General features: G+C 27.9%; 11 protein-coding genes. 8 read left to right on the top strand and 3 right to left on the bottom strand.

Going from position 1 to position 14490, the window contains the following annotated elements; translation table 11 throughout:
- The 8 genes from ACPB8Q_RS02010 to ACPB8Q_RS01975 are packed head-to-tail and all read left to right on the top strand — an operon-like array spanning position 1 to position 11723.
- On the top strand, positions 1-1344 hold the full coding sequence (locus ACPB8Q_RS02010) for an AIR synthase-related protein (RefSeq protein ID WP_423793005.1): 1344 nt from the start codon (positions 1-3) through the stop codon (positions 1342-1344).
- A gap of 9 nt (positions 1345-1353) precedes the next feature.
- Positions 1354-2928 (top strand): DUF2341 domain-containing protein, encoded by a 1575-nt coding sequence (locus ACPB8Q_RS02005; protein ID WP_423793004.1) that lies wholly within the window; start codon positions 1354-1356, stop codon positions 2926-2928.
- Between the two features lie 9 nt (positions 2929-2937).
- Positions 2938-3405: a FeGP cofactor biosynthesis guanylyltransferase HcgB family protein gene (locus tag ACPB8Q_RS02000; RefSeq protein WP_423793002.1), complete on the top strand. Its 468-nt coding sequence runs from the start codon at positions 2938-2940 to the stop codon at positions 3403-3405.
- Entirely contained in the window at positions 3402-4187 is a 786-nt protein-coding gene (locus tag ACPB8Q_RS01995; RefSeq protein WP_423793001.1) for an SAM-dependent methyltransferase HcgC family protein, read from the top strand. The genes ACPB8Q_RS02000 and ACPB8Q_RS01995 overlap by 4 nt, the downstream gene beginning before the upstream one ends.
- 22 nt (positions 4188-4209) lie before the next feature.
- Positions 4210-5808: a CTP synthase gene (gene pyrG, locus ACPB8Q_RS01990; protein WP_423793000.1), complete on the top strand. Its 1599-nt coding sequence runs from the start codon at positions 4210-4212 to the stop codon at positions 5806-5808.
- A 5-nt stretch (positions 5809-5813) separates the two neighbouring features.
- Complete coding sequence (gene hpt / locus ACPB8Q_RS01985) at positions 5814-6371, top strand: hypoxanthine/guanine phosphoribosyltransferase (protein WP_423792999.1); 558 nt, start codon at positions 5814-5816, stop codon at positions 6369-6371.
- A 15-nt stretch (positions 6372-6386) separates the two neighbouring features.
- Positions 6387-7499 carry a YcaO-related McrA-glycine thioamidation protein gene (locus ACPB8Q_RS01980; protein WP_423792997.1) on the top strand — a complete coding sequence of 371 codons (1113 nt, stop codon included), beginning with the start codon at positions 6387-6389 and terminating at the stop codon, positions 7497-7499.
- A gap of 15 nt (positions 7500-7514) precedes the next feature.
- Positions 7515-11723 (top strand): RtcB family protein, encoded by a 4209-nt coding sequence (locus ACPB8Q_RS01975; protein WP_423792996.1) that lies wholly within the window; start codon positions 7515-7517, stop codon positions 11721-11723.
- Here the strand turns inward: ACPB8Q_RS01975 and ACPB8Q_RS01970 are convergent.
- From ACPB8Q_RS01970 to ACPB8Q_RS01960, 3 genes are read right to left on the bottom strand one after another with little or no spacing between them, the layout of a single operon-like run.
- Positions 11720-12226 carry a nicotinamide-nucleotide adenylyltransferase gene (locus ACPB8Q_RS01970; RefSeq protein ID WP_423792995.1) on the bottom strand — a complete coding sequence of 169 codons (507 nt, stop codon included), beginning with the start codon at positions 12224-12226 and terminating at the stop codon, positions 11720-11722. The two genes, ACPB8Q_RS01975 and ACPB8Q_RS01970, sit on opposite strands and share 4 nt — an antisense overlap.
- A complete protein-coding gene (locus ACPB8Q_RS01965) occupies positions 12223-13326 on the bottom strand; it encodes a GTPase (protein WP_423792994.1) in 1104 nt (367 codons plus the stop codon). Before ACPB8Q_RS01965 ends, ACPB8Q_RS01970 begins: the two co-directional genes overlap by 4 nt.
- Complete coding sequence (locus ACPB8Q_RS01960) at positions 13323-14486, bottom strand: ABC transporter permease (protein ID WP_423792993.1); 1164 nt, start codon at positions 14484-14486, stop codon at positions 13323-13325. Before ACPB8Q_RS01960 ends, ACPB8Q_RS01965 begins: the two co-directional genes overlap by 4 nt.
- Positions 14487-14490 lie beyond the last annotated feature (4 nt).

Raw genomic sequence — 14490 nt, 5'->3', positions numbered from 1 at the left:
ATGGATTTAGAGGGCTATGTTAGGAGATGCTTAAGAAAAAATATTCCAGAGAGTAAGATTATAGAAGATGGTTTTAAAAGAGTCTTAGAGTTCAAAGAAGTTGATGAAGAATTTGCTAAAAAGTTTATAAAAGCTATTTTAGAGGAGGTTAAGATTTCTGAAAAATTTAGAGAGATAGATGATAAAGAAATAAAATATCTTTTGGAGTATCCATCTTCTGGAGTGACAATGGGAATGTTTGGAGTTGGAAGTAGAGGAGAAGGAGATTTTTTTGTCCATAAGGAAATCGCAAGAATAATTAAAAGTACAAAGTTGAAAGCTGAGGTTTCAGCTGATGAGCAGGATGATGCAGGAGTGGTTAAAGTAGATAATCCTAAATATATAGTTTCTGCAATAGATGGAACACATTCAAGGTTAAGTGATTTTCCTTTTTTAGCAGGTTTTCATGTTAGTAAAGCAGCTCTAAGAGATATTTATGTCATGGGAGCTGAGGGAGTAGCTTTAATAAGTGATATACATTTAGCTGATGATGGAGATGTTGGTAAAATATTTGACTTTACTGCTGGAATTTGTGCTGTTTCAGAATTAACTAAAATTCCACTAATAGGGGGAAGCACTTTAAGGATTGGAGGAGATATGGTTATTGGAGATAGAATGGTTTCAGCTGTTGGAGCAATAGGTATAATAAAAGAAGGAAAACCAACAGCAAGAAGAAATGCAAAAGAAGGAGATATAATTTTAATGACAGAAGGGAGTGGAGGAGGAACAATAACAACAACAGCTATATATTATGGCTATTTTGATGTTATAAAAGAAACATTAAATGTTGATTTTATTTTAGATTGCCAAAGGTTAATAGAAAATAATCTAATAAATAAAATTAATACATTAACAGATATAACTAATGGAGGATTAAGAGGAGATGCCTTTGAGATTTCTAAAACTGCTAAGGTCTCATTAGTTTTTGATAAAGAGAAAGTATATAATACTATTAACAAAAAAGTTCTTAAAATGTTGGAAGAGCTTAATATCGACCCCCTTGGTATTTCAACAGGTTCATTAATGATTATATGTGATGAAAAGACAGCAGATGAGATAAAAAAGGTTATAAAGGTTGAGGAAGTAGGATATGTTGAGAAAGGAGATAAGAGTTATCTAATAGATGGAAATAAAAAAATTCCTTTAACACCTAAATTTAGAGAATCTGCATATACACCTGTTAAAAAAGTTGTTGGAGAAAATAAACCAGACAATTTTGAAGAAATGAAAGAAAAGGTAAAAAAAGCAGCAGATGAAGCTATAAAAAAGAAGGATTATATTGTTAAATATATAAAGAATAGGTGATATTGTTTTATGTACTTCTCTCAGAATGCAGTTATTCTAATCCTTCTATTATTTGTAACGACCATTATTCTTTTTAAAGGGATAGAGTATAAAACTGAAAATGTTCAAGATGAAATTAAGCTAAAAAAATACTTTTTAGTTATGGACAATATAGAGAGTAGCTTAAAGAGAGATATAGATAAGATAGTTTTAGATGCATTTATCAATACAAGTTATAAGATAATGGATGAAAGAAAATTTTTTAATAATTCTGATGAAGCTGTTAATTATATTGAAAGTTTAATAAAAAATGAAACAAACAAATCTTTAACCCAGTTATCAAAAGATTACAATATAAAAATTAATTATATAAATGTCACTATTTTACCTACTGATAATCCTTTATATGTTAATGTTAAACTAACAGCTAACTTTGAGTATCCTATAGAAAACCTCAATAATGTTATAATCTCCAAAGATTTTACTGTAAGTATTAATAAAAATATAAAATTATCAAGAGTTCCAGACCCATACTTATACTTAAATAACTTCTACTATACTTGGGAATATTATAGAGTAATAACCATTAACAACTTCCCAAATAACAATAAAAATCATACTTTTTGTATAATTCTTAATAGTTCAAATTTCAATTATAGCCATATGTATAACTCTTCATCTCCAAGAGAGATAAGGATTATAGGGGCTAATAATGTCCTACTACCTTACTGGGTCCAAGTTTGGAGATATGGAAATAATGAAGTCTCACTAATATGGGTAAAGGCAAATAAAAACCAATTGTTCAATGGAAATGAGATATATCTTTTATATAATTCAACAACTACTATAGATAAACAAAATCCTTATGAAACATTTATTTTATTTGATGATTTTAATGATTTAGATTTAAACAAATGGTATGTTGTCGGTAATTATAAAATAAACAATTCTATATTAACTGTCGAAGGTCTTGGTTCAAGTGTATATTCAAAAAATAATTTTTCTACTGGATATGAATTAGTATTTAGGGGGAATTTTACCCCAATTCATGCTCAATCTGTTGGATTTTTTAAACCTCTTAGTGATTATATAGGAGTAGGGTGGGATTGCTATAAATGGGATGCTAGTAATAGATGGCTATATATGAGAAATGATACTTCTTATTGGGGAGATAATTGGGTAAATAATGGATATTTATATTTAAATGAATTTTATATTTATGATGTTGTAAGATATAATAATATAATTCAATTTCTAATTAAAAATAATGACAATAATATCCTACATGAATTTAGAACAACTACTAATGTAACAGACAGTTATCCAATATCAATTAATACTCTATCAAATTATACGGCAAAAGTATCAATTGACTGGATATTTGTAAAAGATGTAAATAACATTACTACAGAAGTTGAAAATGAATATACAAATCCAACTTATAAAGAATTAAAACCAAAAACATTTAATGGAACTATATATTATGGAGACCCTAACTTATATGTTGAAGTAAATAATGGCTCTTATTCAATAATTGGTTTATACACTAACAAATCAGATAGTTGGGGAGATGTTGGTTTCAAGCCAATAATTGAAAATAATTAAGGGTTATTTATGGAAGAGATAGTAAAAAAAGCTTATTTAGAATCTATAAATAAGGAGAGAAAAGGAGATAAAATTGAAGAGACAGAATATATAAAAAATAAAATATTGTCAGCTAAAAAAATTGTTGTTGCAACCAACAACACAAAAAAATTTAATATAATAAAAAGTATATTAGAGAAGGTTTGTAATGCTGAAATAAAAATGATAGATATTCCCACTGATGTAGCTGATTTAACAAGGATTCCAGCTCTCACAAAAATTTATTTAGCTATTGATACTGAGGATGGAGATATTTTTATTGGAAGAGGAAGGTTAGGAGCTCCTGGCTCAGGAGCTTTGTTTATAATAGCAGATAGTAAAGGAAGGATATTAACTGCAAGTATTTCACCTCCTTCACATATCCATAAAAAACCAATTGAAGAGAAAATAAAAGATGAGATTTTAGATGCTTTAAGAAGAGTGGGTGTTGAGATATGATAACTGAAACAGTTAAAACTGTTGAGACTGATACAAAAGTTATTGATATAATAAATGAAATAGCTAAAAAAAAATACAATGCAATTAGAAAATTTTTAAAAGGAGAATCATTTAATGAAGTTGTTATTTTTGGAGTTTATTTATGGGGAAATTATGTAGCTCAAAAATTATCTGAAACTTCAAAAATTGTATATGTTGTAGATATACATGAATTTTTAGAAAGATTTATAACATACAATGACAATATAAAATTTTTACATTTAAAGGATTTTAAGCTTAAATTTTTAAAGAATGAAATTAATCCTGATTTAGTTATAGATTTAACTGGAATTGGTGGTTTAGACCCAGAATTTTTGTCTAAATTTAGGCCTATAAAAGTGGTTATTGAAGACCCTAAAGGAGTTTTTGATGAAGAGATATACAAAGTTGATAAAACATATAATAAAATTCTACAATTATCCATAGATTGTGACGTAGGAATATTAAAAACATATAGAAAAGCAAAAGTGTCAAAAACTTCTGGAACTATGACTTTAACTATTGATACAATAGTAGATGCTTCAAGAGAAGTCAATGCATTAGATGGAGTTTTATATGTAATTCCAAATTTAAGATATTATGAAGAAATTCTGTTTAAAGAGAAAAATGTAACAAAATTCTTAGAAGAAATTTCAAAACCAGCTTTAACTATTAGTTGCTTAGATGAAAATATCAAAGAAGAAGCTGAAAAAATACTAAAAAAGAACATTGATATTATTTACTCTTTTGTTGAAGAATATTAAAATTTTTTGTAATGGTGAAAAGTTGAAAATTATTTTTATAACTGGGGGAGTTATTTCATCCTTAGGGAAAGGAATAACAGCTGCTTCTATAGGAAGACTATTAAAATCAAGAGGATTTAAAGTAAATATGATTAAGATAGACCCCTACTTACAGATTGATGCTGGAACAATGTCACCTTATGAACATGGAGAGGTTTTTGTTACTGAGGATGGAGGAGAAACAGATTTAGATTTAGGTCATTATGAGAGATTTATTGATGAGAATTTAACAAAAGATAACAACATAACAACAGGGAAAATATATTGGAATGTTTTAACAAAAGAGAGAAAAGGAGAATATTTGGGAAAGACTGTTCAAGTTATTCCACATGTAACAAATGAAATAAAAGAATGGATAATGAGATTAGCCAAAGGTTATGATGTTACTATTGTAGAAATAGGGGGAACTGTTGGAGATATAGAAAGTTTGCCTTTTTTAGAGGCAATAAGACAAATGAAAAAAGATTTAGGAAAAGAAAATACATTGTATATTCATGTTTCTCTCCTTCCCTATATAAAAGCTGCTGGAGAAGTTAAAACAAAACCAACTCAACATAGTGTTAAGGAACTTAGAAGTATTGGAATTCAGCCAGATATTTTAGTATGTAGAACAGAAATTCCAATAAATGATAAAATTAAAGAAAAACTCTCTTTATTCTGTGATGTTGAGAAAGAGGCTGTCATAGAAGCAAGAGATGCAAGAACTATTTATGAAGTTCCACTTAATTTGGAAAAGGAAGGTTTAGGAAGTTTAATAACTAAAAAGTTAAATCTTCCTAATAGAAATCCAGATTTAAAAGATTGGAGAGCTTTTGTAGATAGAGTTATAAATCCAATGAACGAAGTAACAATAGCAATAGTTGGGAAATATGTTGAGTTAAAAGATGCCTATTTAAGTATTATTGAAGCTCTTGTCCATGCAGGAGCAAAAAATGATACAAAAGTAAATATAAATTGGATACATTCTGAAATGTTAGAAACTGAAAATTATGAAGAAATTTTAGAGAAAGAGTTGGAGAAAAATAAATTAGATGGAATATTAGTTCCTGGAGGTTTTGGAGAGAGAGGTGTGGAAGGAAAGATAAATGCTATAAAATTTGCAAGAGAGAGAAATATTCCATTTTTAGGAATATGTATGGGTATGCAGTTGGCAGTTATTGAATATGCAAGAAATGTATGCAAGTTAGAGGATGCAAATTCAACAGAATTTAATCCAAATACAAAGCATCCAGTTATTGACTTACTTCCAGAGCAGAAAAATATTAAAGATAAAGGAGGCACAATGAGGTTAGGTGCTTATAAAGCTATTTTAAAAGAAGGAACTTTGGCATATAAACTATATAAAAAGAAAGAAGTTTATGAGAGGCATAGACACAGATATGAAGTAAATCCTAAGTATCATGAAATCTTAGAAAAGAATGGATTAATTATATCTGGACTATCTCCTGATGGAAGATTAGCAGAGTTTATTGAATTAAAGCATAAGTTTTTTATAGCTACACAAGCACATCCTGAGTTTAAATCACGTCCTAATAAACCACATCCTTTATTTGATGGATTAGTAAAGGCATGTTTGGAGTGATAGTAATGAAGTTAGAAGAAAGTTTAAAAAACTGTCCAATTGTTAAAAGAGGGGAATATCACTATTTCATACATCCAATAAGTGATGGAGTTCCTATAGTAGAGCCTGATTTATTGAGAGAAATAACAACAAGAATAATAAAAATAGGTAAAATTTTAGAGGCAGATAAGATAGTTACAGCAGAGGCTATGGGTATTCCATTAGCTACTTCTCTATCTCTCTATACTGATAAACCTTATGTTATTGTTAGAAAAAGAGAGTATAAACTCCCTGGAGAAATTCCAGTTTATCAAAAAACAGGATATAGTAAGGGACAGCTCTATTTAAATGGGATAAATAAAGGAGATAAGGTTTTTATTGTTGATGATGTAATCTCAACAGGAGGAACATTAATAGCTTTAATTCAAGCATTAGAGAGAGCTGGAGCTGAAATAGTTGATATAGTTGTTGTTATAGAAAGAGGGAATGGTAAAGTGATAGTAGAGAAAAGAACAGGTTATAAAATAAAAACATTAGTTAAGATAGATGTAGTTGATGGTAAAGTAGTTGTTTTAAATAAATAAAATAAGGAATTTATTATGTATAGAGAAAAATCATCAGAAGAAACTTTTAGAGACATTCAAGAAGCTTTAAAAAAGATTAATCTAATAAGTATTGAAAAAGTAGATTTAGATAAGGTAAATATTCCTGTATATTTCACAAAAAGAAAAAAAGGTAATGAAATTTTATTAAGTTATGGTAAGGGATATAGAGATATAGATGCTAAAGTTTCTGCTTGTATGGAAGCTATTGAAAGAGCATCTGCAGAGTATGATAAAAAATTAGTTGTTAAGGATGTTGATAATCCAATTAATTTGGATGATTTGATTCTTCCTCCTTATGCTGATAAAAATGTCAAAGAGTGGGTTAGGACTTATGATATTATAAATAATGAGTATGTTGATGTTCCAGCAGATGCTGTTTTTCATCCAAATTCCAAAAAGCTTTTTAGAGGAAATACAAATGGATTAGCAGCAGGGAATTCATTGGAAGAAGCTTTACTACATGGAATCTTAGAAGTTGTTGAAAGAGATTCATGGAGCATAGCAGATTTATCTAAAAAAGTTCCAATTGAGATAAATTTAGATTCAATTGAAAATGAGATAATTTTAGATTTATTAGAAAGATTTAAAAAAGCAAATGTAAAAATAACTATAAAATATATAGCAACATTAGACATTCCTACATTTATAGCAATATCTGATGATAAAAATCCTTTATTAATGTGTATGGGAGCAGGATGTCACTTAAATAAAGAAATAGCAATAATAAGAGCTTTATCTGAATTAGCCCAAAGTAGGGCTTCTCAAATACAAAATTTAAGAAATGATGCTAAATTTAGATATAAATTTTTTAAAAATGTTTCTTATGAAAGAGCTAAAAAAATTTACAGAAAATGGTTTGAATCTGAGAAAATTGTTGATTTAGATGATATTCCAGATTATTCCTCTAAAAATATAAAAAAAGATTTAGAATTTATAAAAGAACATCTTTATAGTAAAGGATTTGATAAAATTATCTATGCAAATCTTACAAAATTTGGAGTTCCTGCTGTTAGAGTAATTATTCCAAAGATGGAAATTTATTCTGTTGATAAAGACAGATTATCTAAGAGAGCTTATGATAAAATAAAGGATTTGTATAATATTTAGTAATGGGTGAAATTTATGAAAAAAGAAATTTTAAGAAGAGTTAGAGATGTTGTCTGGGAACTTCCAAAAGATTATAAAGATTGTATGAGAGTTCCTGGAAGGATATATTTGAATGAGATATTATTGGATGAGTTGGAGGATGATGTTTTAGAGCAGATTGCAAATGTTGCCTGCCTACCAGGAATTTACAAATACTCTATTGCTATGCCAGATGCCCATTATGGTTATGGGTTCTGTCTTCATCCAAATGCAAAAGTTTTAACTGAAAATGGGTTCTATTATAGAATAAAGGACTATGAAAAGCTAAAAGATGAAAGAGTTGAAGTATTCAATACAGAAGATAAGAGATTAGAGAGTAGTGATGTTAAAAAGTTCTTTAAATTAAAGCCATACTGTAAAATCTATAAAATTAGAACAAAACTTGGATATGAAACAATAGCAACAGAAGACCATCCATTCTATACACCAAAAGGCATGATAGAACTTAAAAACTTAAAAGTTGGAGATAATGTAGCTGTCTATCCATTTGAAGGAGTAGAGTATGAAGAGCCAATAGATGAAACAATAGTTGATGAGAATGATATAATTAGATGTATGGAAGAATTAAATCTTAGTGAAAAAAGAAAGGAAACTATTTTAAGAAAACTAAAAGAAAGGGGCATAATTCCACTAACATACAACCATAAAAAACTTCCATACTTGTTAAAAATTATAGGCTTTATCTTTGGAGATGGCTCAATGAACTTTATTGGAAAGAGAAAAGATGGAATTATACACTTTTCATCAAAACATTTAGAAGATTTGGAAAATATTAGGAAAGATATTAGAAAGATTGGTTACACTCCTTCAAAAGTTTATGAAACAAGAAATTGTTATAGTTTCTATGTAAATGCATCAAGTTTAGTTATCTTATTATATTCCTTAGGTGTTCCAATTGGAAACAAGACATTGAAGAAATATAGCTTTCCAGAATGGATATTCAACTGTAAATTGTGGCAGAAGAGATTATTTTTAGCATCACTTTTTGGGGGAGAGTTGAGAAAACCATATCCAAGAAAGGATAGAAAAGCATTATTTACTTTCCCAACATTGGAGATGGCTAAAAGTTTAGATATAGAAGAAGATGCATTAAAATTCTTAAAAAACATCGCTAAATTATTAAATGAATTTGGCATAGAGTCAAGAATTACAAAAAGAAACTCAACACATAAGAGAAAAGATGGAATTGAGACAGTTAGATATATATTAGAAATAAATGGCACATCTAAGAACTTAATAAACTTGTGGGCAAGGATTGGATATGAATACAACAGGGAAAGACATAAACTTGGATGCTATGCAGTGGCATTTTTAAAATACAAAGAGATGGAGCTAAATAGAAGAAAACACATAGCTGAAAAAGTTAAAGAACTATTTAAAGAAGGTAAAAAACCATCAGAAATTATAAGATTACTAAATATAAACAAAGAGGATAAGAGATTTGTTAAGGATATTTGGAATAAGCTAAAAAATGGAAAAGAAATAAAAGATGTTAGAATTCCTTTAAACTTCCCGAGCTATGAGGACTTTATTAAAGAAAGAAAAGTTGGAGATGGATTAGTTTGGGATGAGATTGAGAGTATAGAAGAAGTTAAAGATATAGATGAGGTTTATGATTTCACTATAAACCATAAAGACCACAACTTTATAGCAGATAGTTTTTTAGTTTCAAACTGTATTGGAGGAGTAGCAGCTTTTGACCAAAAAGAAGGGATTATAAGCCCTGGGGGAGTAGGATTTGATATTAATTGCCTTACTCCAAACTCAAAGATATTAACAGAAGATAACTACTTTATAAAATTAGACAAACTAAAAGAAAAATTAGATTATAATTTAAAAATTTACAATTTAGAGAATGGAGAAGATAATTCAAAAATCTTATTAATATCTGAAAGATATGCAAATGAAGAAATAATTAGGATTAAAACTGAATTTGGTAGGGTTTTAGAAGGTAGTAAAGACCATCCAGTTTTAACAATAAATGGATATGTTCCAATGGGGATGTTAAAAGAAGGAGATAAAATAGTAGTTTATCCATTTGAGGGTGTAGAATATGAAGAGCCAATAGATGAAATAATATTGGATGAGAGTGATTTTAATAGCTATAATAAAAAAATTATCAAATATCTAAAAGATAGAGGGCTATTACCTCTAAAAATGAACAATAAAAATATTGGAGTTATTGCAAGATTGTTGGGTTTTGCTTTTGGAAATGGAAGTATAATTAAAGAAAATGGAGATAGAGAAAATATATATCTTATATTTTATGGAAAAAAAGATATTTTAGAGAATATTAAGAAGGACTTAGAAAAATTGGGACTAAGATGTTTAGAAATCTATAAAAATTATATAAAAATAACTTCTAAATCTTTTGCATTATTTATGCATAAACTTGGAATGCCAATTGGTAAAAAAATAAATCAAATTCCAAAAGTTCCTAAGTGGATAAAAAAAGCTCCAAAGTGGATAAAAGCTAATTATTTAGCTGGATTGTTTGGGGCAGAGGGAAGTAAGCCAACCTTAATAAACAAATACACTATAAGTTCAATATATTTGACAATAGTTAAAACAGAAGATATTGAAAATGAGCTAATAGAATATTTAAATGAATTAGCAAATATATTAAAAGAATTTAAGATTAATGCTAAAATCCACAAAGTTAAAGAGTATGATGGAAAAGTTATGTATAGATTGTCTATTCCTTCTAACAATAAAGAACTCCACAACTTCTTATCAAAAATTGGATATGCATACTATAAAGATGAAGAAATCCTACTAATTACTGAATATCTAAGGAGAAAGATATTAATTTGGGAGAGTATAGATAAAAATCTATCCAAAGTAGCTCAAAATAAAATATTTGCAAATAATTTTGAAACATTAGAAGACTTTATAAAGAAATATGGGGTTAGAGGAGGATTTGTATTAGATAAAATAAAGGAAATAGAGAGAATTCCATACAATTCAAAGTTGTATGATATAACTATTATAAATAAAGAGCATAACTTTATAGCAAACAATATAGTTGTGCATAACTGTGGAGTTAGGTTAATAAAAACAAATTTAACAAAAGATGAAGTTAAACCAAAAATAATGAAATTAGTTAAAACTCTATTTAGAAATATTCCATCTGGTTTAGGTAGTAAGGGAATTATTAAATTTAGCAAGAGTGTAATGGATGATGTATTAGAAGAAGGGGCAAGATGGGCTGTTAAAGAAGGTTATGGATGGAAAGAAGATTTAGAGGTTTTAGAAGAGAATGGATGTATGACTGAGGCAGATGCTTCTTATGTTTCTGATAAAGCAAAAGAAAGGGGAAGAGTTCAGTTAGGTAGTTTAGGTAGTGGAAATCACTTTTTAGAAGTTCAGTATGTGCAAGAGATATATGATGAAGAAGTGGCTAAGGTGTTTGGATTAGAGGAGAATCAGGTTGTTGTCTTAGTTCATACAGGTTCAAGAGGTTTAGGGCATCAAGTTTGTACAGATTATTTAAGAGTATTAGAAAAAGCTGTTAGAAAATACAATATAAAAATTCCTGATAGACAGTTGGCCTGTGCTCCATTCCAATCAGAGGAAGGACAAAGTTATTATAAAGCTATGTGTTGTGCAGCAAACTTTGCATGGGCAAATAGACAGATGATAACTCACAGGGTTAGAGAAAGTTTTGAAGAAGTATTTAAAAGATATGCAGAAGATATGGAGATGCATATTTTATATGATGTTTCCCACAACATAGCTAAGAAAGAAGAGCATATAATAGATAACAAAAAAGTTAAGGTTATAGTTCATAGAAAAGGAGCTACAAGAGCATTCTATAATCATGAAGCTATTCCAAAGCCATATAGAGATGTAGGACAGCCAGTTCTCTTACCTGGGGATATGGGAACAGCTTCTTATGTTATGGTTGGAACTGAGGTAGCTATGAGAGAAACTTTTGGTTCTACTGCACATGGAGCTGGAAGAAAATTGAGTAGAGCAAAAGCTTTAAAACTTTGGAAAGGAAAAGAAATAAAAAGAAGATTAGAAGATGAAGGAATTGTTGTTTTAAGTGATTCTAAGGCAGTTTTAGCAGAAGAAGCTCCTGATGCATATAAGAATATTGATTTAGTTGCAGATACTTGTGAAGAAGCTGGAATATCTAAAAAAGTAGCAAGATTAAGACCAATGGGGGTAATAAAAGGTTAATAATCATCTTTAGCCAATTCTTTTAATCTTTCAACTCCATTAACTCTCTTTATAATTTTTACCACTTCCCCTGGAACTAAACTTTCCCAATCTTCATCATTTAACATTCTTCTTCTTATTTCCTTCCCAGAATATTCATTTCTATTAAACATTATTGGTTTTTCAACTTTATAACCTCTCTCTCTGAATAGAACTCTAACTAATGGATTTCCTGAATAGATAATATTAAACTTTGGTAATAATGACTCTAAATAGCTAACCCAAATAGAGTTATATTCTATATCTTTTATTGGAATTATTAAATAATTTAAATCATATTTTTTTAGAGTTTCATAAATCATCTCTATTCTTTCCCCAGCTGTGAAGGGATTTTCTAATGTATGACTTTTTTCAGCACTACCTACAACAATTATTAACTCATCTACTCTTTTAGAGATATCAAGGATAACATTTAAATGTCCTTTGTGAAATGGTTGGAATCTTCCTACTACTAATCCTCTCATTCTTTCCCATTATCTTTGAGTTTTCCTACTCCAACAAATATAACATTCTTTCCAATTTTATCTCCATATATTGAATGAAGTTCAATATTCTTATTTTTAGCTAAATTTTCTATTTTTTTTCTTCCAGCATCTTTTGTTTTTTCTCCAAAAGATATAAGAATTATATTATCGTCTATCTTATCTAACCCAACAACTGGTTTTTTTATTTTTTTATATAAATCATCTTTTTCTTTTAAATGCTCAACAATCATTTTAGCATCATCAATAAACAAGAAATCTTTTAAATGCTTTGTTATAAATGAAATATCTTTTTCCCTATCTTGTCCAAATTTTTTAATTTTAATGTTTTTATAGTAGTTTAACTTACCTTCTTGGAAATCTTTAATAACTGATTTAGCTGCTCTTTCTATATCTAACTCTCCTCCAACTTTATAAAACTTTTTAACCTCAGCTATCTTTTTTAAAATGTCTTCATCAACTTCATTATAATTAATATTGTAATAATCTTTAATTATTGTATTATCAAATTTATCAATTCTTTTTAAAATTTTAATAGCAGGAGATATTAATGAATCAGCTTTCTCTAACCTTAAAGCTCCTGAAATTATTAAATCATCCTCATCTTTCATCTCTATAACTCCAGGAGTATCTAAAAGTTTTATATTTTTTGTTAAATTAATCCACTGCTCTCCTTTGGTTAATCCTGCTAAATATCCAGTTAGAGCTTTTCTCTTTCCAGTTAGTGCATTTATTATTGAGGATTTACCAACATTTGGATATCCTACAATTCCAACTTTACCTTTTCCTCTTAACTTTTCTTTTATTTTATTTCTTAAAATTTTAGTACCTAATCTGTTTTTAGCAGATATATAAACAACATCATCATCAAAATTTTTCTTCCATCTTTCCAATATTGCTTTTGGAACTAAATCAGCTTTATTTAGAACATAAATTATTTTTTTTCCTTTATCTTTAATAATTTTTTCTAACTCTCTATTCCTTGTTAGTTCTGGGTCTCTTGCATCTAAAACAAATAGTATTAAATCACTTTCATCAACAACTTTATTTACTATCTTTTTTACATTAACTTTCTTCCTCATCTTTTCACAATAATTTTAATAATTTTTTTGATAGACAGATTTTCCTCATAAAGTAAAATTCCTATATCAAAGAGTTTTATTGATAATTTGAAAGATAATATTATTGAGATTATCATAACAACAATTGATAAAATTATCTCAAAATAAGATACATTAGTTAATCCTACTCTACACACCATTACTTGTGGAGCTGTAAAAGGAATATATGACAAAATTTTAGTTATTAAGCTATTTGGATTTAGTATTATATATTGCATAAATATAATTGGAATAACTTGAATAAATATTATTGGGGATATTATTTGATTTGCATCTTTTGGATTTGAGAATAAAGAAGCTAATCCAGATAAGAATGATGTATAGAACAGATAGCCTAAAAAGAAGTAGATAAGGAATATAATTAAATAATATACAGAAATTTTTACTAAGCTTAACATAGGAATTATAAATATTGCTCCAAATAATCCCCATATAAGAATTTGTATAAATCCTAATCCAGCTACTCCTAAAATTTTTCCAATCATAATATCTCTTGAAGAGACAAAAGATAACAACAACTCTAAAACTCTTTCTCTTTTATCATCTATAATGGTTGAAATTATTAATCCTGAGATAGTTATTAAAGAGAAGTACATTAAAAACATAAATCCCATTGGTAAAAGAAATGATAAAAAACTCTCTTTAATAGTTTTTTGTTTTGAAACAGTATATAACTCAAATTCTAAATCTGTTATTAACTTAAAATACTTCTCATCTATTTTGTTGGATAAAATATCCTTTAAAACTATGTTTTTAACTGTATCTGAAACTATTGGAGAGATTGTTTTTGATGTAGAATATATATAAATTTTATAGCTATCTAACAAATTATTAGGAATATAAACTAAGTAATTTATTTTATTTTCTAACAATAGTTTTTTGCCCTCTTCTAAATTATCAACTTTTATAAATTTTATTACTGTTGTATTCCCATATTTATATGTATTAGGAAATTCTAAGTTTGAATAATAGCCAATTTTTATCTCTTTAGGAATAGCTAAATAACTTGCAAATATACTCATACCTATAATAAACAAAGGGACTAAAAATATAGATATTAAAAACTGCTTTCTCTTTAAATTACTCAAAATTTCTCTTTTAGCTATCTTTATAGCTTTCATAAGC

The sequence above is a fragment of the Methanocaldococcus indicus genome, from assembly GCF_049554935.1.
GTDB lineage: Archaea > AGJL01 > Methanococci > Methanococcales > Methanocaldococcaceae > Methanocaldococcus > Methanocaldococcus indicus.
This window is presented reverse-complemented; position numbering and strand designations above follow the sequence as displayed.

Bases quoted from the DNA above. Each gene is read 5' to 3' on its own strand.
- hpt (WP_423792999.1), top strand. From the start codon at position 5,814: ATGAAGTTAGAAGAAAGTTTAAAAAACTGTCCAATTGTTAAAAGAGGG.
- ACPB8Q_RS01960 (WP_423792993.1), bottom strand. From the start codon at position 14,486: ATGAAAGCTATAAAGATAGCTAAAAGAGAAATTTTGAGTAATTTAAAG.
- ACPB8Q_RS02005 (WP_423793004.1), top strand. From the start codon at position 1,354: ATGTACTTCTCTCAGAATGCAGTTATTCTAATCCTTCTATTATTTGTA.
- ACPB8Q_RS01965 (WP_423792994.1), bottom strand. From the start codon at position 13,326: ATGAGGAAGAAAGTTAATGTAAAAAAGATAGTAAATAAAGTTGTTGAT.
- ACPB8Q_RS02010 (WP_423793005.1), top strand. From the start codon at position 1: ATGGATTTAGAGGGCTATGTTAGGAGATGCTTAAGAAAAAATATTCCA.
- ACPB8Q_RS01995 (WP_423793001.1), top strand. From the start codon at position 3,402: ATGATAACTGAAACAGTTAAAACTGTTGAGACTGATACAAAAGTTATT.
- ACPB8Q_RS01975 (WP_423792996.1), top strand. From the start codon at position 7,515: ATGAAAAAAGAAATTTTAAGAAGAGTTAGAGATGTTGTCTGGGAACTT.
- ACPB8Q_RS02000 (WP_423793002.1), top strand. From the start codon at position 2,938: ATGGAAGAGATAGTAAAAAAAGCTTATTTAGAATCTATAAATAAGGAG.
- ACPB8Q_RS01970 (WP_423792995.1), bottom strand. From the start codon at position 12,226: ATGAGAGGATTAGTAGTAGGAAGATTCCAACCATTTCACAAAGGACAT.
- ACPB8Q_RS01980 (WP_423792997.1), top strand. From the start codon at position 6,387: ATGTATAGAGAAAAATCATCAGAAGAAACTTTTAGAGACATTCAAGAA.